The organism is Pseudomonas pharyngis, assembly GCF_021602345.1.
In the GTDB taxonomy this organism is placed as follows: Bacteria; Pseudomonadota; Gammaproteobacteria; order Pseudomonadales; family Pseudomonadaceae; genus Aquipseudomonas; species Aquipseudomonas pharyngis.
In genome coordinates, this window is sequence record NZ_BQID01000004.1 from 106103 (window position 1) to 126383 (window position 20281).

Consider the following 20281-nt stretch of genomic DNA (forward strand, 5'->3'; position numbering starts at 1 on the left):
GACTGTCACCCAGTCCGGCTCGCTCGTCACAAAATCATGTTTTCAGTTTCCGGACCAAAGAGCCCCATCACCTTCGCCAGCAGTAAAAGCCGCCCCTTCAATGTGATAAACCTGCGGCTCCTCCGAAAAATACCCCTCCAATCCCAGCATAAAGACCCTGTGGTCTTCCCCTGCTTCAAACTGCGTGTGAGCCTCAAGCGACTCCCACCGCACGATCAAGTTGAACCGCTCCGGCGATTCAATTCCCTGCGCAAGCATGTGCCCGCCATACCCATTCGCACGGCGGAGTAAAGGCGCAACCTCTGCAAATCCACGTCGGAACTCATCAACACGTTCTGCGTGAACAGGCAGCAAAGCGATTTCGTAAATCATGACGCATCCCCCACAGAACCCGAACGAAGTGACGGCTCGACCGCAATCGCAATTTTTCCTTGAAGACCATTATTGGGACTTTCCAGCCGCGCATGGGCCAGCGGAATCTCTGCAAGTGAATACACCGCGCCAACGTGGGGCCGCAGTTGACCGCGCTCCACCAGGGCACTCAATTCATCAAGCTTGCCGCGGTTCTGGCGGGTGAACACGAAGTGATAGCTCGCGTTCTTGCCCCAGGCCTGAACGAGGTTTTGTGGTTTGGCGATGTCGACGATCGAGACCACGCGGCCAAGTTGTGCGAGGGCGTCGGGGCTGCGCGCGAGGGTGTCGCCGCCGATAGTGTCGAATACCACGTCTACTCCGAGGCCATTGGTTTCTCGCAGGATGGCTTCGACGTAGTCGTCTTTTTCGTAGTCGATGATCACATCGGCGCCCATGCGGCGGACGAACTCGGCGTTTGCTTCGCGTGCGGTGGTGAACACTTTGGCGCCCATCGCTTTGGCGAGCTGGATGGCGACGTGTCCGACGCCGCCTGCGCCGCCATGGATCAAGATGCTCTCCCCCACTCTGAGCGCCGCCCGCACGATCAGCGCTTCCCACGCCGTCCCGCCGACCAGGCTCAGGCTGGCCGCTTCGAGATGGCTCAGCGAGCGCGGCTTTTTGCCAATGATGCTGGCCGACGCCACGTGGTATTCGGCATAACTGCCGGGGCCGTCGAAGATTTGCGGCGTGTACCAGACTTCATCGCCGGGCGCGAAAGCCGTCACGCCGGGGCCAACCGCTTCGACTACGCCGGAGACGTCATGTCCGGTGATGGCCGGCAGTTGCACCAGATCCTGATAGTCGCCGCGTCGGACTTGATAATCCAATGGGTTGATCGAGGTCGCGTGTACCCGGACCAGCACTTGTCCCGCTTCCGGCACGGGTTTGGGCACGTCGCAGAGCGTGAACGATTCCGGGTTGCCAAATGATTCAAGCAGCATCGCTTTCATGGTGAATCCTCGCATCGACAATAAGGGATATCGAGATATCTCGATATCATGCGGTAAAATTTTTTACAGCTCTTTCCCTATGACCTCGGCCAAAGCGCTGATGTTGGCTTCATTGCGCTTGTAGTAGGTCCACTGACCGATGCGCCTGACTTCAACCAGGCCCACACGCTGCAGCGTTGCAAGATAACCGGACACCGTTGACTGCGAGAGTCCGATGCCCTCTTGAATACTGCTCACACACACGCCCACCGTGTGAACGTCGCCCTCGTCCTGCGGGGGAAAGTTCTTTACGGGGTCTTTCAAGCCTTTCAGGATTTCAAGCCGTACCGGGTTTGAGAGTGCTTTGAATACTTCGATCAGGTCCATGCCGCGAGAATATCGAGATTATTCGATATGTCAATACGCTGTTTGACCAGCGGAAAACGAACCGCTGGCCGGATCATCGTGAAGATGTCCTCACTTCCTGTTGACAGGCAACAGACTGGATGCTGATCGTGCGTTCGGCAACCTGCCCGGCAGACTGCCTTTGGCTTTTTGATAACGAACTCAACGCTGACGCAACGGCAGCATGCGCAGCAGCGTGTTGTCCCGCACCCAATAGTGATGAAACAGCCCCGCCGCCGCGTGCAGGCCGATCAGCCAATAGCCCGTACTGCCCAGCAGTTCATGCCAGTACTTGATCTGCTTGGCCAGATCCGAATTGACCGCCACCGGCGCCGGCACATGAAAGCCGAAATACGGAAAAGGTTTGTCGCCGGCCGCGAGCATCAGCCAGGCCAGCACTGGCGTGACAATCATCAGCCCATACAGGGCCAGGTGCATCAGGTGCGCGATTGCCGTCTGCCAGGCAGGCGGTTTGGGGATAATCGGCGGACGTGGCGTCAGGCGGCCAAACAGGCGCACCCAAACCAGAACAAAAATGCTCGCGCCGAACATTCCGTGCAGGCCCATTAACAGGCCTCGCGCTTCGCTGCCTCGGGGCATGAAGCCTTTTATTTCAACGCAGGCATACACGCCCACGAACAGCGCCAGCATCAGCCAGTGCAAGGTGATCGACAGTTTTCCATAACGGGGTGCGGCCAGGTCGCGGGTCATAGTTGCCTCGTGATTGTTGTAAGCGAAGGCCGATTCGTTCGGCTGTCTCGATCCGGTTGCCGGGTGGACCGACGGCGTCACCCTGCCGTGACAGTCTTAAGACAATCTGAAGATCCATCGTTCGTTAACCTTTTTTCACCTTCAGACTTCGTTAAGAAATGGTCCGGATACTCCACTCAAACCTATTGAGGGAGGCGTTCAGCCCATGCCCGATTCTGACTGGAACATCTCCCTGCCCCTGCGTTTCGGCCAAGGCGAAACACCGCAGATGCAACTGTCGAGCGCCCCACCCGGCGACGCTCAACGAGCGGCGTTCGAAGCGTTTATTGAACAACGTTTTCGCAAGGCCCACGGCGCCGATATCCGCCATTTCATGCCCGAACTGTTTGGTGTGCACAACGACTCCGGCGACCTTTGCGCGGTTGCCGGAGTACGTCGTGCGCACCTTGAACCACTTTTTCTCGAACGTTACCTGGATGAACCGGTCGAGCCGTTGATCAGCGCGGCGGCAGACCATCCGGTGGAGCGCAGCGCGATTGTCGAAGTCGGCAACCTTGCCGCCAACGACACCGGCAGCGCGCGCCTGAGCATCATTGCCATCACTTACCTGCTGGCCATGGGCGGTCTGGAGTGGGTGACGTTTACCGGCAATATCGGGCTGGTCAACAGCTTCCATCGCCTGGGTCTGAAACCCGTGACGCTGTGCGCCGCCGACCCGGAACGCCTGGGCGATGACCGTCACCACTGGGGCAGTTACTACGAAAGCAAACCCTGGGTGCATGTCGGCAACATCCGCGCCGGTTTCATCCATCTGCGCAACATCGGTCTGTTCAGCCGGCTGGGATTGCCGACGTCTATCGAAGGAGCCTGCCATGTCGCTTGAACGGCAACGATTCCAGGAAACCCTGCGCAGCCATGCAGGGCGCAATGACAACGCTTTGGCATTGTGGGGCGACACGCTGAAAATCAGTTACACGACGCTGTACGCCGAGGTGATGTACCGCCAGCAGCGCCTGCGCGATGAGCAGGTGACGGTCATCGCCCTGGCGCTGGACAACGGCGTCGAAGCCATACTCTGGGATCTGGCGGCGTTGTTTGAAGGCTTGACGTGCGTGACCCTGCCGCCGTTCTTCAGTCCGGCACAACGTGCCCATTGTTTGGAACAAAGCCAGGCCGAACGAGTGATCGCCGAACCGGAGCTGGAGCCAGAATTGCTCGCTGCCGGTTATGAACAACGCGGTGAATTCTGGTGCCGCGCCTTTGAAGGCCCGAACCGCCTGCCCGCCGGTACCGCCAAACTGACGTTTACCTCCGGCACAACCGGCACACCGAAAGGCGTGTGCCTGAGCGCCGACAGTCTGCTGCGGGTCGCTCGGGAGCTGGAAGAGGCCAGCAAACCCACAGCCCCTCAACATCACGTGGCGTTGCTGCCGCTGGCAATCCTGCTGGAAAACCTTGGCTGTTACGCGGCCCTGTACGCCGGCGCAACGCTGAGCGTGCCGAGCCAGAAAACCCTGGGCATCCAGGGCGCCAGCGGCGTCGACCTGCCGCGCTTGCTGGGCTGCCTGGCCCACCGGGCGCCCGAGAGTCTGATCCTGGTGCCGCAATTGCTTTTGCTGTTGGTCAGCGCTGCCGAACAGAAAGCCTTCGATCCGCAATCGCTGCGTTTTGCCGCCGTTGGTGGCGCACGGATTTCCGAGGATCTGCTGCACCGCGCGCAACGAATCGGCCTGCCGGTCTACGAAGGTTACGGCCTGTCAGAGTGCGCCTCGGTGGTCTGCCTCAACCGACCCGGCGAACGTCGTCCGGGCAGTGTCGGGCGGCCCCTGCCCCATGTCGACGTGCGCCTTGCCGAAGACGGAGAGGTGTTGATCAAGGGCTCGACCTTGCTCGGTTACCTTGGCGAGCCGATGTACAGCGATGAATGGTGGCCCAGCGGCGATCTGGGCGAGTTCGACCCGGAAGGTTTTCTCTACCTCAAGGGCCGCAAGAAGCATCAGTTCGTTACCAGTTTCGGACGCAACGTCAACCCGGAATGGGTCGAGTCCGAACTGACTCAGCGCCAGCACATCGCCCAGGCCTTTGTATATGGCGAGGCCTTGCCGCACAACCACGCCCTGCTCTGGCCACATCGCCCTGATTGCACCGATGCACAACTGGAAGCCGCCGTCGCCGCTGCCAACGAGGCCTTGCCCGATTACGCCCAGGTGCATCACTGGACACGCCTCGAACAACCTTTCACGGCCACCAACGGCCTGCTCACCGCCAACGGCCTGCTCACCGCCAACGGTCGCCCCCGCCGCGAGGCAATCGTCACGCAGTACCGCGCCGTGCTTACCGAATCCGCCTTTTCCGAGGAATCCGCACCATGAGCTTTTTTGACACCTTGCAAGAAGCCACGCACCAGGAACGCCACGAGCTGTTCAATTTGCCGATCATCCTCGATGCGCTGCAAGGCAAGGTCAGCCTTGAAAGCTATCGCGCGTTTCTCGCCCAGGCCTACTACCACGTGCGCCACACCGTACCACTGATGATGGCTTGTGGTGCGCGCCTGCCGACGCATCTGGAATGGCTGCGCATAGCCGTGTGCGAATACATCGAGGACGAATACGGTCATGAGCAATGGGTACTCGACGACATCGCCGCTTGTGGCGGTGATCGTGACGCGGTCCGGGACGGTCAGCCTTCGTTGCCGATCGAGCTGATGGTCAGTTTCCTTTACGACCTGATCGCCCGGGGCAACCCGGTGGGACTGTTCGGCATGGTGAATGTGCTTGAAGGCACCAGCATCGCTTTGGCCACACACGCGGCAGGCAGCATCCGCGAACGTCTGGCCCTGCCGGAAACGGCGTTCAGCTACCTCAGCTCCCACGGCTCGCTGGACATCGAGCACATGCAAACCTATCGCCGGCTGATGAATCAGCTGGAAGATCCGGCCGACCAGGCGGCGGTGATTCATGCCTCGAAAGTCGTCTATCGTCTCTACGCCGACATGTTCCGAGGCCTGCCCCGCGACGCGGAGGCTCAACATGCAGCTGCATGAAGCCCGTGTGGTGTTGACCGGTGCCAGCGGCGGCATCGGGATAGCGATCACGCGTGCCCTGTGCGCTGCCGGTGCGCAGGTCCTGGCGGTCGCGCGACATCAGGAATCGTTGCGCCCGTTGCTCGACCTTTACCCACAGAACCTGTGCTGGGTCGCTGCCGACCTGACATTCCTCAGCGACCGGCGCAAGGTGCTGGCCGCCGCCGAGGCCATCGGCGGCATCAACCTGCTGATCAACGCCGCCGGGGTCAATCATTTCGCAATGCTGGAACAGCTCGACGACAGCGACATCAACGCCATGCTGGCGGTGAACATCGGTGCGCCGATCTGCCTGACCAAACTGTTGCTGCCGCTGCTCAAACAGGCCGACAGTGCCATGGTGGTCAACGTTGGCTCGACCTACGGGTCGATCGGCTATCCCGGTTATGCCAGTTATTGCGCAACCAAGTTTGCCTTGCGCGGATTTTCCGAGGCCTTGCGCCGAGAGTTGGCGGATACCCGGGTCGGTGTGTTGTACGTGGCGCCCCGCGCCACACGCACCAGCATGAACAGCCCCGCCGCCCAGGCATTGAACGATGCACTCAAAGCCAGCGTCGACGATCCGCAGGCCGTCGCCGCTGCGGTGATTCATGCGATTGCCGGTGATCGCCGCGACCTCTATCTGGGCTGGCCGGAGCGCTTCTTCGTACGCCTCAACAGCCTGCTGCCCAATCTGGTGGATCGCGGTCTGCGCAAGCAATTGCCATTGATCCGTCGCCTGAGTGAAAAAACCGAGAACGAGACGCCGAAACCATGAAAAAACTTCTCGCCTGTGTGCTGCTGGGCGCCCTCAGTCAAAGTGTCTGGGCGCTGGAAGCTGCCGATCAACAACGCCTCAACAGCATCCAGCAGAGCTGGGCACACATCCAGTACGAAACACCGGAAAAACAGCGCGCCGCTGCATTTGAACAGTTGGCCGTCCAGGCAACGCACTTCGCCACCGAACGGCCGGCCGTCGCCGAGGCCTGGATCTGGAAAGGCATCGTCACCAGCAGTTGGGCCGGTGCCGAGGGCGGACTGGGTGCTCTGGGTAAAGCCAAGGATGCCAAAGCCGATCTGGAAAAATCCCTGACCCTGGACCCCAAGGCGCTGCAAGGTTCCGCCTACACCAGCCTCGCCGCGCTGTACGATCGGGTGCCCGGCTGGCCGATCGGTTTCGGCGACAGCGACAAGGCTGAGCAACTGCTCAAGCAGGCCCTGCAACTCAACCCTGATGGCATCGACAGTTTGTACTTTTGGGGCGATCACCTTTACCGTCAAAAACGCTACGCTGAAGCCAGAGCAGCGCTGCTCAAGGCCCTGCAAGCCGCTCCGCGCCCGGGCCGGGAAAGTGCCGATGCCGGGCGCCGCAAAGAGATCGCCGCGTTGCTGGTGGACGTAAACAAGAAACTCGACTGACAGGAGTCCGTGTGCGCTTATTACTGATCGAGGATGACGTGGCCCTCGGCGAGGGCATTCATCAGGCACTGGGGCGCGAGGGCTACACCGTCGACTGGCTCAAGGACGGCAGCAGCGCCCTGCACGCCCTGCTCAGCGAAACCTTTGATCTGGCGGTGCTCGATCTCGGCCTGCCACGCATGGACGGCCTGGAAGTACTACGCCGTCTGCGTAGCACTGGTTCTAACCTGCCGGTGCTGATCCTCACCGCCCGCGATGCCACCGAAGACCGCATTGCGGGGCTGGACGCCGGCGCCGACGATTACCTGATCAAGCCCTTTGACCTGGCCGAGCTCAAAGCCCGCCTGCGCGCCCTGCTGCGACGCAGTGCCGGACGCGCGCAGATGCTGATCGAGCACGCCGGCATCAGTCTCAACCCCGGCACCCAGCAAGTCAGCTATCTGGGGCAGCCGGTGGTGCTCACGCCCAAGGAATATCAGTTGCTGCACGAACTGCTCTCGCCGCCGGGTCGGGTCATGACCCGCGACCACCTCACACAACTGCTTTACGGCTGGAACGAAGAAGCCGAAAGCAACACCCTGGAAGTGCACATTCATCACCTGCGCAAGAAATTCTCCACCGACCTGATCCGCACCATTCGCGGCGTGGGTTATCTGGTGGAGGAGCGCCGATGACCTCGATCCGGCGCCGCACCCTGACCCTGATCATCGGCCTGATGCTCGCTGGTCTGACTGTGCTCAGCCTGTTCAACCTGCACGACAGCAACCACGAAATCGCCGAGGTCTACGACGCGCAACTGGCGCAGAACGCGCGTCTGCTGCAAGGCGTGATGCGCATGCCGTTGTCAGCGCCGGAACACACGAACCTGTATCAGGCCTTCAACTCGGCACTGGCTGAAGCCGTGCCTCGGGGCGATGGCCACCCCTACGAACGAAAACTCGCCTTTCAGGTGTGGAATCCCCAAGGCGAGGTGTTGGTACACACCGCCAGTGCACCCTCCTTCAGCACGCCGCCGATCCAGCCAGGCTTCAGCGACGTGGAGGATCTGAACAAGCGCCACTGGCGGGCGTTTGTCCTGGAAGACAAACAGAACGGTTTGCGCATCTGGGTGGGTGAACGTGGCGACGTGCGAGCGGATCTGGTTGACCGGATCGTCCGCCATACCCTGTGGCCGAACGTAATCGGCAGTCTGGTCCTTGCGGCGATGATCTGGCTGGCCATCGGCTGGGGGCTCAAGCCGCTGGCCAATATGGCGGCGACCCTGCGCGCCCGCCACAGTGGCGCTCTCGAACCGCTGCAACTGACGCCGCTGCCCAGCGAACTGGAACCGATGCAAGCCGCACTCAACCGCATGCTTGCGCAGATCCAGGAAGTGCTCGGTCGGGAACGCCGGTTCATCGCCGACGCCGCCCACGAAATGCGCACGCCGCTGGCGGTACTGCGGGTACATGCGCAAAACCTGCTGGAGGCTGGCACCGAGCAGGAACGTCGCGAGTCACTCGAATTTCTGATCGCCGGGGTGGATCGCACCAGCCGACTGGTCAATCAGCTACTGACCATGGCCCGCCTCGAACCCAAGGCCAGTGCGCCTGCCAACCAACGCATCGACCTTGGCGACACCGTGCGCAACAGTCTGGTGCAACTCACGCCATGGTTGCTGAGCAAACATCTGGAACTGGCCTTTGACGTCAGCGACCAACCTTTTCCAGCGTTCGCCGATGCTGCCACCATCGACATTGCCTTGAACAACCTCATCACCAACGCCGCCAACTTCTCCCCGGAGCAAGGCGTGATCAGCGTGCAATTGACCCGCGTCGACGGTTTTTACCATTTGGACGTTGAAGATCAGGGCCCGGGTATCGATGAAACGGACCGGGCGCGATTGTTCGAGCGGTTCTACAGCCGGGGCAACCCCGAGGGCGCGGGCCTGGGGCTGACCATCGTCAATACCATCGCCACCCGTCTGGGTGGGCGGATCACACTGCAAAACCGGGTCGAGGGAGGCCTGCGGGCGACGCTGTCGATTCCCGCCGGTTGAACAGGTCTTGGGACCGTTGAGTCAAGGCGTAACCATCCGCGACGCCTTGCTTTGCAGTGCAATTGAGTCGGCATTGGAACCCGATACTGTCTCGGGCACCGCCACCCAAAGCAGCACCAGCGCTACCAGCGCCACGGCCGCCAAGGTCAGAAACCCGGCGCTGTAACCGGCCTCTTGAACCACGATGCCCGCCAGACTGTTGCTCAATGCCGCGCCCAGTCCGAACACTGTCGAAATCGCCCCCAGACTGACGTTGAAGTGGCCGGTCCCCAGCGTCAGGTCTTTCACCACCACCGGAAACAGCGCGCCGAAAATCCCCGCGCCGATGCCATCGAGCAACTGCACCGAAACCAGCCACCACGGATCGTTCGACAGCACATACAGCACACCGCGCAACGGCAAAATTAGAAACCCCGCCAACAGCAACGGCTTGCGTCCCCACAGATCGGCCTTCGCCCCCACCAGCAGCGCGACCGGCACCATCACCAGTTGTGCCGCGACGATGCAGGCAGACGTGAGCGGTGTGGCCATCTGCAGATTGGCCTGCGCCAGCTTCTGGCTCACCAGCGGCAACATCGCCGCGTTCGCCAGATGAAACAGCGCGCAGCAAATCGCAAACATCAGCAGCGGGCGGTTGGTGAGCAACACGGAAAAGCCCGAAGGCTGCTTGCCCTGCCCCGCTTCGCTGGGGGAAAGACCTCGGGCGAGATCGTGGTCAATGGCGTCGGCCGATACGAACGAGACAGCAATCACACTGGCCAGCGCCATGACCGCCATCAAATAAAACACCGCAACCGGACCAAACAGGTACGCGGACAAACCGGCCAACAACGCGGCGCAGGCGTTGCCGGCGTGGTTGAAGGTTTCGTTGCGCCCGGTTCTTCGCGTGAAGGCACGAGGCCCGGTAATCCCGAGGGTGATCGCGCAAATGGCCGGCGCGAAAATCGAAGCGGCGACGGCACTGATGGCTTGCGTCACCGCCACCAGGCTGAACGACGTCACAAACGGCAGCAGCAGACAACTCCCGGTGACCACCAGCGCGGCAATCGCGATCAGCGCCCGTTTGAAGCGCGTGCTGTCGACCAGCGCACCTGCCGGGGTCTGGGTGATGAGCGCGGCGATCCCGGCAAGGGTCATGACCAGACCAATACTCGCCGGCTCCCAGTGGTGAACCGCCAGCAGGTAAATCGCCAGATAAGGACCGAGCCCGTCACGCACGTCGGCGAGGAAGAAATTCAGGCTGTCGAGGGACAGGTTATTGCGGCGATCGAGGTGAGTGGCCACGGGAAACGTCTTCGTTGTCGAGGTTCTGCGTGATGACTCAACCTCCGCAAATCGAATGACCTTTTGCCGGGCGTTTTAGTTGCATGAAACCGCTGTCTTTACTGGCCCATCAACAACTCGCGCTCGCCTTCGCACAAGCCCACGACGTAATCCCAGACCACCCGCAACCGTACCGACTTGTGCAACTCGCGCCGCGTGCTGATCCAGTAACTGCGCTCGATGCTCTCATCCGGCAACAGCGCTACCAGATCCGGATCCGACGCGGCCATGTAGCAAGGAAGTACCGCAATCCCCAACCCCGAGCGCGCCGCCTGCTGCTGGGCGATCACGCTGGTGCTGTGAAACACCACCCGTGGGTTGCGGCAGAAGCTGTTGAGAAACATCAGCTCCTGACTGAACAGCAGATCATCGACGTAGCCGATCCACGCGTGCCGTCCGAGATCTTCGCGACTGCGCAGCGGCGGTGAATTATCGAGATAGGCGCGGCTGGCATAGAGCGCGAGTCGGTAATCGGTGAGTTTGCGGGTGACCAGCATGTCCGCCGCCGGCCGCTCCAGGTGAATGCTGATTTCCGCCTCGCGATTGAGGATGCTGACGAAGCGCGGCACCGCCACCAGTTCCACTTCCAGCCCCGGATAGCGTTCGAACAACCCGATCATGCGGCTGGCGAGAAACATGATGCCCAGCCCTTCTGTCACACCGACGCGAATCTTGCCCAGCGGCGCCGTGGACTGGGTGATTTCTTCCTGAGCCAGCAGCGCGACATTTTCCATGGCTTCGGCATGCTTGAGCAGCGCCTCCCCCGCCGGAGTCATTTCGTACCCCTGGGCGTGCTGGACGAACAACGCGGTGCCAAGGCTTTTTTCGATGGCTTCGATATGTCGGGCGACGGTGGCGTGCGTGGTGTTCAGTCGGCGGGCGGCGGTGAGCAGGCGGCCGCTGCGCTGCAACTCGAGAAAGAACCGCAGGTCGTTCCAGTCGAACATGGCTTGTCCTTGTCGGCTATCGTCAGGGAGCACTGTTTGAAAACGCACAGCGGCTGCGCAAAAACTAACATTCTTTTGACGAAAGCTAACAACTAGGATGACTGACAACAAAAACAATAAGCGAGGTCAGGGAATGCAGACGTCCCTCGATGAGTTCGATTACATCGTGGTCGGTGCCGGGCCGGCCGGGTGTTTGCTGGCCAATCGGCTGTCGGCCGATCCACAGCAGCGCGTGCTGTTGCTGGAGGCTGGCGGGCGCGACAACTATCCGTGGATTCACATTCCCGTGGGTTACCTGTTCTGCATCGGCAACCCGCGCACCGACTGGTGCTTCAAGACCGAAGAGCAACCGAGCCTCAATGGCCGTGCGCTGAGTTATCCGCGCGGCAAGGTGCTGGGCGGCTGCTCGTCGATCAACGGCATGATCTACATGCGTGGCCAGGCCAACGACTATGACGGCTGGGCCGCCGAAGGCAATCCGGGCTGGGCCTGGAACGATGTGCTACCGCTGTTCAAACAGAGCGAAAACCATTTTGCTGGTGCGGCGGACTTTCATGGCGACAAGGGTGAGTGGCGAGTCGAACGCCAGCGCCTGTCGTGGCCGATTCTCGATGCCTTCCGCAGCGCTGCCGAACAGAGCGGCATCGCCAGCATCGACGACTTCAACCAGGGCGACAACGAGGGTTGCGGCTACTTTCAGGTCAATCAGAAGGCCGGGGTGCGCTGGAATGCGGCGAAGGCGTTTCTGAAGCCGATTCGCGATCGGGCCAATCTCACCGTGCTGACTGAAGTCGAAGTGGATCGCGTGTTGTTCGAAGACGGTCGCGCTTCGAAAGTCAGCGCCCGTTGGCAGGGTCAACAAAAGAACTTCAAGGCGCGCAAGGAGATCGTGTTGTGCGCCGGCTCCGTGGGCTCGCCGAGCATTCTGCAACGCTCCGGAATCGGGCCGCGCCCGCTGCTGGAAAAGCTCGGCATCGGCGTGGTGCATGAATTGCCGGGCGTCGGCGGCAACCTGCAGGATCACCTGCAACTGCGGCTTATCTACCAACTGGAGAACGCCCGCACCCTCAATCAGATCGCCGGCAGCGTGTGGGGCAAGATGGGCATGGGCCTGCGTTACCTGTACGACCGCAGCGGGCCGTTGTCGATGGCCCCGAGTCAGCTGGGTGCGTTTGCCCGTTCCGGGCCTGAGCAGACCTCGGCCAACCTCGAATATCACGTGCAGCCGCTGTCGCTGGAGCGCTTTGGCGAACCGCTGCACAGCTTCCCCGCATTCACCGCGTCGGTGTGTGATTTACGGCCGCAGAGCCGGGGTCGGGTCGAGATCCGTTCCGCCGATCCACAAACCGCGCCGCTGATTCAACCCAATTACCTCAGCCATCCCGAAGACCTGCGCGTGGCCGCCGATGCGATTCGCCTGACCCGGCGCATCGTCAGCGCCCCCGCCCTGCAAGCTTTCAATCCGGTGGAATACCTGCCCGGCGCCAGTCTGCAAACCGAAGAACAACTGCACGAAGCGGCGGCGAAGATCGGCACGACGATTTTCCACCCGGTCGGCACTTGCCGCATGGGCAACGACGCGGACGCCGTGGTCGATGCGCAGTTGCGCGTGCACGGCGTACCGGGGCTGCGGATTGCCGATGCGTCGATCATGCCGCGCATTACCTCGGGCAACACCTGTTCGCCTACGCTGATGATTGCTGAAAAAGCGGCACAGCTGATTCTCAACCCAACCGCCCGGAGTTTTCCCGCCGAAGAAAAAGCACTGACCGCACTCTCTTGACCAAAGGAACAGCGGCGCCCGCCCACAAGGCCGGTGCCGACAGTGGAAACAACAAAAACAATCACTGTGAGGGATACCGATATGTCAGAACACGTTCAGTCTCTGGATGCCGTGCGCAGCGCGGACGCCAGCCCCGATACCCGAAAGGTCATCTTCGCCTCGTCCCTGGGGACGGTGTTCGAGTGGTATGACTTCTTCCTCTACGGCGCCCTGGCGGCGGTCATCAGCAAGCAATTTTTCGCCGGGGTCAACGACACCACCGCATTCATCTTTGCGCTGATGGCATTTGCCGCAGGCTTCATCGTGCGGCCGTTCGGGGCGCTGGTGTTTGGTCGGTTGGGGGACATGATCGGGCGCAAATACACCTTCCTCGCAACCATCATCCTGATGGGCGTGGCGACGTTCGCCGTGGGCCTGCTGCCGACCTACGCCAGCATCGGCATCGCCGCACCGATCATTCTGGTGATACTGCGCATGCTTCAGGGCCTGGCCCTCGGCGGCGAGTACGGCGGCGCCGCGACTTACGTGGCCGAACACGCGCCGATCGGCAAGCGCGGGTTCCACACCAGCTGGATTCAATCCACCGCGACCCTTGGTCTGCTGCTGTCGCTGCTGGTGGTGCTCGGTTGCCGCTACTTCACCGGCGATCAATTCGAAGTCTGGGGCTGGCGTATTCCGTTCCTGTTGTCGATCGTGCTGCTGGGTATTTCCACCTGGATTCGCCTGAGTCTGCACGAATCGCCGGCCTATCTGAAAATGAAAGAAGAAGGCAAGGCCAGCAAGGCGCCGATCCGCGAGTCCTTCGGCAAATGGGAAAACCTCAAAGTCGTGCTGATCGCCCTGTTCAGCATCAACGCCGGGCAAGCGGTGACCTTCTACGCGGCGCAGTTTTACGTGCTGTTCTTCCTCACCCAGTTCCTGAAAATGGACCCGGCGGTGGCCAACAGTCTGCTGATCATCAGCGTGGTGATCGGCGCGCCGTTCTTCATCATTTTCGGCTGGCTGTCGGACAAGGTCGGGCGCAAACCGGTGCTGATGCTTGGCTTGCTGCTGGCCACCGCGCTGTACTTCCCGATCTTCAAATCCCTGGCCCACTACGCCAACCCGGCCATCGACCACGCCAGCCGACAGGCACCGATCACCGTGGTGGCCGACCCGGCGACCTGCACCTTCCAGTTCGATCCGGTGGGCAAGGCCAAATTCGACAGCCCGTGCGACAAGGTCAAGACCTTCCTGGTCAAGCAAGGCCTGCCCTACTCCAGCGTCGCCGCGCCGGCGGGCAGCACGGTGCAAGTGAGCGTCGGCGATGTGAAACTCGACGGCTTCGACGAAGCCGCCCTGCGCGGCGCCATCACTCTGGCCGGCTACCCGCAACAGGCTGATATGCAGCAAATCAACAAACCGATGATCGTGGCCCTGATCGTCGGCCTGATCATCATCTCGGCCATGTGCTACGGTCCGCTCGCCGCGCTGATGGTCGAACTGTTCCCGACCCGCATCCGCTACACCTCGATGTCCCTGCCGTATCACATCGGCAACGGCTGGTTCGGCGGATTCCTGCCAACCGTGTCGTTTGCGCTGGTGGTGTACACCGGGGATATTTTTTACGGGCTGTGGTACCCGGTGCTGATTACCGGAGTGAGCCTGGTGGTGGGGATGATCTGTCTGCGTGAGACGAAGAATATCGATCTGGACAAGAACTGATTGATATTCGTGTGGCGGGGGCGCAATGCCCTCGCCACCCTGCTGGATCTCAGACCTCCGCGTCCAGCAACTCAAACTTCACCTGATCGGGATAAAACGCCACGTAATCCTTGATCTGGCTGACCGAAATCTTCGGATTTTCGTACGTCCACACCGCATTCGCCCCTTCGTGCCCCGGCACTTGCAGACTGAAATAGTTGGCATCGCCCTTGTACGGGCAGTAGGTGGTGTGGTCGGTGCGGGCGAAGTATTTTTCGTCGATATCCTCGCGCGGGATGTAGTAGACCGGCGGGTAATTGGCTTCGAGCAGCACCAGGGCTCGGGCCGAGGCGGCGACCTGTATGCCGTGGAATTTTACCAGCAGGCAGCCAGGCTGCTCGGCGACGGTGATGACGGGACTGGGACCGGAACTTTTCATCGGTTTCTCCTGACGGGCGGCGAAGGCACCGGTTCAGGTATAACCCATGCGGGGGAATCTCGTCGGATCCGCAGCCGAACGGTTTTTTCTCCGATCAGCAACAACCGTCGCTTGCGAAGGCGGTGGTTTCTGTTTTCATATCACGCGCAAAACGACCAAGACGCCCACCGACAGGAGTCATCATGCGTAAGGATTACCTGGCTTTTTTCATCTCGCTGTTCCTGTCGCGGCTGGCGGATCAGATTCTGTTGTTCATCGTGCCGCTTGTGGTGTTCCAGACCACCAACAGCGCGTCCTGGGCGGGGCTCGCATTTTTCGTCGAGTCGCTGCCGCGCTTTCTCGCGTTTCCGCTATGCGGAGCTTTGTGCGACAAGTTCTCGCCCATCAGGATCCTGCACATCAGTCAGGTTTACCGGGCGTTGCTCTGCGTATTGGCAGTAGGGCTTTATGCCGTCTTCGGCGGTATCGCGTGGCTGGTGGTGCTGTCGGCGCTATGCGGCGTGCTGACGACTCAGGGCATCATGGCCCGCGAAGTGCTGATGCCGCGTATTTTCCAGCACTACAGCTACACCAAAACCCTTTCCTACTCGCAGATAGCCGACCAGACCGGGCTGGTTCTGGGGCCCTTGGTGGCGGCATTGCTGCTCGAAGTGTCGGCCTGGCACTGGGTGGTGCTGTGGGTGGCCGGGCTGTTCCTGCTCGCCGACCTGAGCATGCGGGTGTGGCAACGTTTCAGCCGTATCACTCTGGAGGTGTTCGAGCAGCATCAGGACATCTGGCTGCAGCCTCTGCGCATCGCTTTCAGGCATATCCGTGAACGGGCGGAGCTGAAGAAGATCATCACCCTGGCTGTGGGGGTCAACCTGATTGTCGGGGTCACCCTGGCCACTTCGGCGGCCATGGTGCTCGGTCAGTACAGCGCCGGCAAGGACGACTACGCCGTGCTGCAAACGGCAGGCGCGGTGGCCACCATCGTGATTCTGTTTTTCCTCGCCCGGGTGGTATTGCCGTTGCGCGTATTGGGTGGCGTTGCCTATTCGATGCTCGCCGCCGGCGCCTTCATCAGCGCCCTGAGCCCGAACCTGGCGGGTTATGTGCTGGGTTTCCTGTTGATCGTCGGCTTCGACAAGATGTTCAACGTTTACATGCGCAGCATTCGCCAGCGAGTCATTCCCCCTCAGGACTTCGGCAAGACCGTGGGCGTGATCACCCTGCTCAACAACTTGTCACAACCGCTCGCAGGACTGCTTGTTGCGCTGCTCGCCGCGCCTTTGGGGGCACAACGTGTGATCCTGATCCTGGCTGTGCTGGCGACGCTGCTGGGCGTTGCGGCTCTCTGGTGGTTTGCCAGAGTACGTAATACATCCGCCGCTTCGATCCTCGAAACCGAGCAGTAACCGATTTCAATGTCGTAGAGCGATGTCCGAAAACAAAAAAAACCGCAGCCTGCGAAGGACTGCGGTTTTTTTCGTTTCAGATCACGCGACAATATCGGTCGCCACAGCCTGCCCCACCACACCCACGGCGAAGTCCACCGAACCCTGGCCTGTGAGGTCAATCATCAGGCTGGTCTGGTTGGTCTGTTCGAAGTAAGTGAGGATCGCGTCCCCGGCATGCCCTGTGAAGCCGCTGACGAAGTTCAGAGTGGCTGCGCCGGTGGCGAACCCCGCGATGCCTGACAGGTCGATCTTGTCCAGGCCGCTGGTGAAATCCATGATCCAGTCTGGCGCGGTCATGGTCGAGTCGCTGGCCGCGCCGAACACGAAGGTGTCTGCGCCTTCACCGCCCCACAGCGAATCACCGCCGCCACCGCCGTAAATGATGTCGTTGCCGGCACCGCCGATCAGGTCGTTGGCCGCTGCGTTGCCGATCAGCAGGTCATTGCCCGAACCGCCAATGGCGTTTTCCACGGTCACGCCGTGAGCGATGGACACGTTGCCCACCAGACCGCCGACATCGGAGAACGACCCTTCGTTAAGGTTGATCTTCTGGTTCTGGCTGAAGCCGGAGAAATCCAGCGTGTCATTGCCGCCGCCGTCCCACACCGAGAACACCACTTTGGAAGTGTTCGAGGTGGCGCTGTAGAAGTCGCGATCGGCGTTCGAGTTGAAGCCGTACACGGTGTTGTCGGCACGGGTTTCGAAGTTGGCGCCGTAGAGTTTCTGCACCGCGACGATGTCGTCCATCAACGGTGCCGAGGCGTAGGCGCCGCTGCCGTCCTTGCTGAAGTTCTGGTCGGTGTTGGCTTCGCTCCAGTAGCTCATCAGGCTGTAGCCGCGGGTGTCTTCGGCGTATTTGGCGTCGCCGTAGGTCGGGTTGCCGTTGCCGGCGTTGTAGGCGCCCGGGTGCGACAGGCCGAGGGTGTGGCCGATTTCGTGGGTCAGGGTCTGGCGCCCGTAGTTGTTGGTGTCCGGGGTCTTGTTGACCTGGTACTGATCGTTGATCAGGTACCACGATTGACCGTCGTAGCTGCTGCCCTGCGGCAGGTAGGCGAACGCCGCGCCGCCGGTGCTGACATCGTAGTTGCCGAAGGTCATGTGGCCGTCACCGCCCTTGCCTTCGGTGAAGGTCACGTTGGCCACGTCGGACCACGATTGCATCGCCAGCACGGCCTGGGCCTTTTGCTGGGCGCTGAACTCGCTGAAGTTACCGAGTTTCGGGTTGTAGTTCGACGGTTTGTCGGTCAGGAACGTGTAGGTCAGATCAATCTTGCCGTCGGCATTCTTGTCCTGCCACGACATGCCCTTGCGCAGGATTTCGTCGGCAGCCTGGTCGGCGGTGAACGATGGTTTGCCGTTGACGGTCCCGGTGCCGCGATCGTACAGGTGGCTGAAGGTGTCGACGGCGGTGAAGGCGCTGCTGGCCTGGGAGGAAGGTTGAGACATGGTGTACGTCCTTGTTTCTGAAGAGTCAGTGTCAGACAGAAAAACGGCGATCTTCTGGCGAGATCGTCCTGTCACTCGCCCTGTTAGGCAGATTTAACCTGCCACAGCCGCCAACGAGGGGCTAATCAATTTCTCGATAGCGTCCCGGATTGCCCTGGCGACAGCTGTCATGACCGGCAATCTTTTTATCTGTATATCCATACAGATAAAAGTTGCCCGTTCGCCCGAGTCAGGCCATTCTGTGCGCCTCTTCGGGCAATGATCGACGACGGTGGTTATGCGGCTGTACCTCTGTGAAAAACCTTCCCAGGCCAAGGACATTGCGGCCGTGCTCGGCGCAAAGCGTCGGGGCGACGGCTGCTGGCTGGGAACGGACGTCACGGTGACCTGGTGCATCGGCCACTTGCTGGAAACCGCGCCGCCGGACGCCTACGACGCCAAATACAAGCGCTGGGTGCTGGCGGACCTGCCGATCATCCCGGACAAATGGAAAATGACCGTCAAGCCGCGTACCGCCAGCCAGTACAAGGCGGTCAAGCGCCTGCTCGGCGAGGCCAGCGAACTGATCATCGCCACCGACGCCGACCGTGAGGGCGAGATGATCGCCCGGGAGCTGGTGGAGCATTGCCGCTATCGCGGGCCGATCCGCCGCTTGTGGCTGTCGGCGCTGGATGAAGCCTCGATCCGCAAGGCGTTGGCAGCGCTCAAACCGGGCGCTGAAACCTTCAGCCTGTATCACTCGGCACTGGGGCGCTCGCGGGCGGACTGGCTGATCGGGATGAACATGAGTCGCCTGTTCACCCTGCTCGGCCGGCAATCAGGCTATCAAGGTGTACTGCCGGTGGGCCGGGTGCAGACGCCGACGTTGCGGCTGGTGGTGGATCGCGACCGCAGCATTGCCGATTTCGTGCCGGTCGCGTACTGGGCCATCGACGTGCAACTGCTGCACAACGGCACGCCGTTCACGGCGCAGTGGCGTGCGCCGGGCGATGCCTGTGACGATCAGGACCGTTGTCTCAATCAGGCCCTCGCCCAGCAAGCGGCCGCCGCCATCGGCAGCGCCGTCAGCGCCCGGGTGGTCAAGCTGCGCACCGAACGCATGCGCGAAGTGGCGCCCCTGCCCTTCGATCTGGGCACCTTGCAGGAAGTCTGCTCGAAGAAGCTCGGCCTCGGTGCCCAGGAAACCCTCGACATCGCCCAGGCGCTTTACGAAACCTACAAGGTCATCACCTACCCGCGCAGCGATTGCGGCTACCTGCCCCTGAGCCAGCACAGCGAGGCGCCAGGGATTCTTGCGGCGTTGCGTCAGGCCGATCCGAGCCTCGAAGCGCTGCGCGAGCATCTGGAGCCACAGCGCCGCTCCCGCGCCTGGAACGACGCCAAGGTCAGCGCCCACCACGGCATCATTCCGACCGCTGCCGCGAAAAACCTGGAGCGTCTGACCGGCAAGCACCGCGCGGTCTACACGCTGGTTCGCGCACGGTATCTGGCGCAGTTCCTGCCCAATCACGAATACGACCGCACCCAGGCCGATTTCGATTGCGCCGGGGAAGCCTTGCGCGCGGTCGGCAAGCAGATCATCGAGCCGGGCTGGAAACGCGCGTTGCCCGAAGCGCTGGCCCCGGCCAGGGGGCGTGAAGCCCCCGCGCCACAGACGCTACCGACACTGACCCAAGGCGCCGAGTGCGCCGTGGCGGACGTGAAGCTCAAGGACCTTTGGACGCAACCGCCCAAGCCCTATACCGAAGGCGACCTGATCAAGGCCATGAAGAACGTCGCCAAACTAGTGGAAGATCCGCTGCTCAAGCAGAAACTCAAGGACACCACCGGCATCGGCACCGAAGCTACCCGCGCCTCGATCATTCAAGGGTTGCTGGATCGCGGCTATCTGGTGAAAAACGGCAAGGCCCTGTCCGCCACGCCCGCCGCCTTCAGCCTGATCGACGCCGTGCCGCGGGCGATTGCCGACCCCGGCACCACAGCGATCTGGGAACAGGCGCTGGACATGGTGCAGAGCGGCGAAATGAGTCTGGAGGAATTCGTCACCAAACAGGCCGCGTGGATGAGCAAGCAAGTGACCCGCTGCGCCGGGCTGAGCCTGACCATCAGCGGCCCGCCACCTGCCGACAAAGCCGCTGCGCCATGGAAGAACAAACGCAAGACCACTCGGAGCAAAACCACCGGAACCGGCAAACGCTCGGCGAAACCGGCGGCCAAATAGCCCGCTGCGCGCTACTGTTTCAA

The 20281-nt window shown here is 61.4% G+C and carries 19 protein-coding genes; 11 read left to right on the plus strand and 8 right to left on the minus strand.

Annotation, left to right across the window (positions count from 1 at the left end):
* Positions 1-42: 42 nt before the first annotated feature.
* The 4 genes from L6D74_RS10255 to L6D74_RS10270 all read right to left on the minus strand — a co-directional run bounded on the left by L6D74_RS10255 (position 43) and on the right by L6D74_RS10270 (position 2459).
* A complete protein-coding gene (locus tag L6D74_RS10255) occupies positions 43-372 on the minus strand; it encodes an antibiotic biosynthesis monooxygenase family protein (RefSeq protein WP_236189023.1) in 330 nt (109 codons plus the stop codon).
* A complete protein-coding gene (locus L6D74_RS10260) occupies positions 369-1364 on the minus strand; it encodes a zinc-dependent alcohol dehydrogenase family protein (RefSeq protein ID WP_236189025.1) in 996 nt (331 codons plus the stop codon). Before L6D74_RS10260 ends, L6D74_RS10255 begins: the two co-directional genes overlap by 4 nt.
* 63 nt (positions 1365-1427) lie before the next feature.
* The gene (locus L6D74_RS10265) at positions 1428-1730 is read right to left on the minus strand and encodes an ArsR/SmtB family transcription factor (protein WP_007950555.1); all 303 of its coding nucleotides are present in this window, start codon (positions 1728-1730) and stop codon (positions 1428-1430) included.
* Positions 1731-1910: 180 nt separating this feature from the next.
* The gene (locus L6D74_RS10270) at positions 1911-2459 is read right to left on the minus strand and encodes a cytochrome b (RefSeq protein ID WP_085648370.1); all 549 of its coding nucleotides are present in this window, start codon (positions 2457-2459) and stop codon (positions 1911-1913) included.
* A gap of 205 nt (positions 2460-2664) precedes the next feature.
* On the opposite strand from L6D74_RS10270, the gene L6D74_RS10275 reads away from it, so the two are divergent.
* The 7 genes from L6D74_RS10275 to L6D74_RS10305 are packed head-to-tail and all read left to right on the plus strand — an operon-like array spanning position 2665 to position 8977.
* Positions 2665-3342 carry a thermostable hemolysin gene (locus L6D74_RS10275; RefSeq protein WP_236189026.1) on the plus strand — a complete coding sequence of 226 codons (678 nt, stop codon included), beginning with the start codon at positions 2665-2667 and terminating at the stop codon, positions 3340-3342.
* Positions 3332-4831: an AMP-binding protein gene (locus L6D74_RS10280; RefSeq protein WP_236189028.1), complete on the plus strand. Its 1500-nt coding sequence runs from the start codon at positions 3332-3334 to the stop codon at positions 4829-4831. Before L6D74_RS10275 ends, L6D74_RS10280 begins: the two co-directional genes overlap by 11 nt.
* Positions 4828-5502 carry an iron-containing redox enzyme family protein gene (locus L6D74_RS10285; protein WP_236189030.1) on the plus strand — a complete coding sequence of 225 codons (675 nt, stop codon included), beginning with the start codon at positions 4828-4830 and terminating at the stop codon, positions 5500-5502. Before L6D74_RS10280 ends, L6D74_RS10285 begins: the two co-directional genes overlap by 4 nt.
* Complete coding sequence (locus L6D74_RS10290; RefSeq protein ID WP_064597435.1) at positions 5489-6298, plus strand: SDR family oxidoreductase; 810 nt, start codon at positions 5489-5491, stop codon at positions 6296-6298. The genes L6D74_RS10285 and L6D74_RS10290 overlap by 14 nt, the downstream gene beginning before the upstream one ends.
* On the plus strand, positions 6295-6939 hold the full coding sequence (locus tag L6D74_RS10295; protein WP_236189033.1) for a tetratricopeptide repeat protein: 645 nt from the start codon (positions 6295-6297) through the stop codon (positions 6937-6939). The genes L6D74_RS10290 and L6D74_RS10295 overlap by 4 nt, the downstream gene beginning before the upstream one ends.
* Positions 6940-6950: 11 nt before the next feature.
* The gene (locus tag L6D74_RS10300; RefSeq protein ID WP_064597443.1) at positions 6951-7613 is read left to right on the plus strand and encodes a response regulator; all 663 of its coding nucleotides are present in this window, start codon (positions 6951-6953) and stop codon (positions 7611-7613) included.
* Positions 7610-8977, plus strand: coding sequence for an ATP-binding protein (locus tag L6D74_RS10305; RefSeq protein ID WP_064597446.1), 1368 nt, complete (start codon positions 7610-7612; stop codon positions 8975-8977). The genes L6D74_RS10300 and L6D74_RS10305 overlap by 4 nt, the downstream gene beginning before the upstream one ends.
* A 21-nt stretch (positions 8978-8998) precedes the next feature.
* Here the strand turns inward: L6D74_RS10305 and L6D74_RS10310 are convergent, their stop codons facing one another.
* Positions 8999-10261, minus strand: coding sequence for an MFS transporter (locus L6D74_RS10310; protein ID WP_236189034.1), 1263 nt, complete (start codon positions 10259-10261; stop codon positions 8999-9001).
* Between the two features lie 98 nt (positions 10262-10359).
* Positions 10360-11247, minus strand: a complete 888-nt coding sequence (locus L6D74_RS10315) for a LysR family transcriptional regulator (protein WP_064597450.1) — start codon at positions 11245-11247, stop codon at positions 10360-10362.
* Between the two features lie 133 nt (positions 11248-11380).
* Between L6D74_RS10315 and L6D74_RS10320 the strand changes: the two genes are divergently transcribed.
* Positions 11381-13030 carry a GMC family oxidoreductase gene (locus L6D74_RS10320; protein WP_236189035.1) on the plus strand — a complete coding sequence of 550 codons (1650 nt, stop codon included), beginning with the start codon at positions 11381-11383 and terminating at the stop codon, positions 13028-13030.
* Between the two features lie 81 nt (positions 13031-13111).
* Positions 13112-14734: an MFS transporter gene (locus tag L6D74_RS10325; RefSeq protein WP_064597454.1), complete on the plus strand. Its 1623-nt coding sequence runs from the start codon at positions 13112-13114 to the stop codon at positions 14732-14734.
* A gap of 49 nt (positions 14735-14783) precedes the next feature.
* Here L6D74_RS10325 and L6D74_RS10330 read toward each other — a convergent pair whose 3' ends face one another.
* Positions 14784-15152 (minus strand): DUF427 domain-containing protein, encoded by a 369-nt coding sequence (locus tag L6D74_RS10330; RefSeq protein ID WP_103385982.1) that lies wholly within the window; start codon positions 15150-15152, stop codon positions 14784-14786.
* A 182-nt stretch (positions 15153-15334) separates the two neighbouring features.
* Here L6D74_RS10330 and L6D74_RS10335 point away from each other — a divergent pair, with 182 nt between their 5' ends.
* The gene (locus L6D74_RS10335; RefSeq protein ID WP_236189036.1) at positions 15335-16549 is read left to right on the plus strand and encodes an MFS transporter; all 1215 of its coding nucleotides are present in this window, start codon (positions 15335-15337) and stop codon (positions 16547-16549) included.
* An 81-nt stretch (positions 16550-16630) separates the two neighbouring features.
* Here L6D74_RS10335 and L6D74_RS10340 read toward each other — a convergent pair whose 3' ends face one another.
* Positions 16631-18037, minus strand: a complete 1407-nt coding sequence (locus L6D74_RS10340; protein ID WP_127798494.1) for a serralysin family metalloprotease — start codon at positions 18035-18037, stop codon at positions 16631-16633.
* Positions 18038-18314: 277 nt separating this feature from the next.
* On the opposite strand from L6D74_RS10340, the gene L6D74_RS10345 reads away from it, so the two are divergent.
* Positions 18315-20258, plus strand: a complete 1944-nt coding sequence (locus L6D74_RS10345; protein WP_236189037.1) for a DNA topoisomerase III — start codon at positions 18315-18317, stop codon at positions 20256-20258.
* Positions 20259-20281 lie beyond the last annotated feature (23 nt).

Excerpts from the sequence above, each read along its gene's own strand:
- L6D74_RS10255 (WP_236189023.1), bottom strand. The coding sequence starts at position 372 with ATGATTTACGAAATCGCTTTGCTGCCTGTTCACGCAGAACGTGTTGAT.
- L6D74_RS10260 (WP_236189025.1), bottom strand. The coding sequence starts at position 1,364 with ATGAAAGCGATGCTGCTTGAATCATTTGGCAACCCGGAATCGTTCACG.
- L6D74_RS10265 (WP_007950555.1), bottom strand. The coding sequence starts at position 1,730 with ATGGACCTGATCGAAGTATTCAAAGCACTCTCAAACCCGGTACGGCTT.
- L6D74_RS10270 (WP_085648370.1), bottom strand. The coding sequence starts at position 2,459 with ATGACCCGCGACCTGGCCGCACCCCGTTATGGAAAACTGTCGATCACC.
- L6D74_RS10275 (WP_236189026.1), top strand. The coding sequence starts at position 2,665 with ATGCCCGATTCTGACTGGAACATCTCCCTGCCCCTGCGTTTCGGCCAA.
- L6D74_RS10280 (WP_236189028.1), top strand. The coding sequence starts at position 3,332 with ATGTCGCTTGAACGGCAACGATTCCAGGAAACCCTGCGCAGCCATGCA.
- L6D74_RS10285 (WP_236189030.1), top strand. The coding sequence starts at position 4,828 with ATGAGCTTTTTTGACACCTTGCAAGAAGCCACGCACCAGGAACGCCAC.
- L6D74_RS10290 (WP_064597435.1), top strand. The coding sequence starts at position 5,489 with ATGCAGCTGCATGAAGCCCGTGTGGTGTTGACCGGTGCCAGCGGCGGC.
- L6D74_RS10295 (WP_236189033.1), top strand. The coding sequence starts at position 6,295 with ATGAAAAAACTTCTCGCCTGTGTGCTGCTGGGCGCCCTCAGTCAAAGT.
- L6D74_RS10305 (WP_064597446.1), top strand. The coding sequence starts at position 7,610 with ATGACCTCGATCCGGCGCCGCACCCTGACCCTGATCATCGGCCTGATG.
- L6D74_RS10315 (WP_064597450.1), bottom strand. The coding sequence starts at position 11,247 with ATGTTCGACTGGAACGACCTGCGGTTCTTTCTCGAGTTGCAGCGCAGC.
- L6D74_RS10320 (WP_236189035.1), top strand. The coding sequence starts at position 11,381 with ATGCAGACGTCCCTCGATGAGTTCGATTACATCGTGGTCGGTGCCGGG.
- L6D74_RS10325 (WP_064597454.1), top strand. The coding sequence starts at position 13,112 with ATGTCAGAACACGTTCAGTCTCTGGATGCCGTGCGCAGCGCGGACGCC.
- L6D74_RS10330 (WP_103385982.1), bottom strand. The coding sequence starts at position 15,152 with ATGAAAAGTTCCGGTCCCAGTCCCGTCATCACCGTCGCCGAGCAGCCT.
- L6D74_RS10335 (WP_236189036.1), top strand. The coding sequence starts at position 15,335 with ATGCGTAAGGATTACCTGGCTTTTTTCATCTCGCTGTTCCTGTCGCGG.
- L6D74_RS10340 (WP_127798494.1), bottom strand. The coding sequence starts at position 18,037 with ATGTCTCAACCTTCCTCCCAGGCCAGCAGCGCCTTCACCGCCGTCGAC.
- L6D74_RS10345 (WP_236189037.1), top strand. The coding sequence starts at position 18,315 with ATGCGGCTGTACCTCTGTGAAAAACCTTCCCAGGCCAAGGACATTGCG.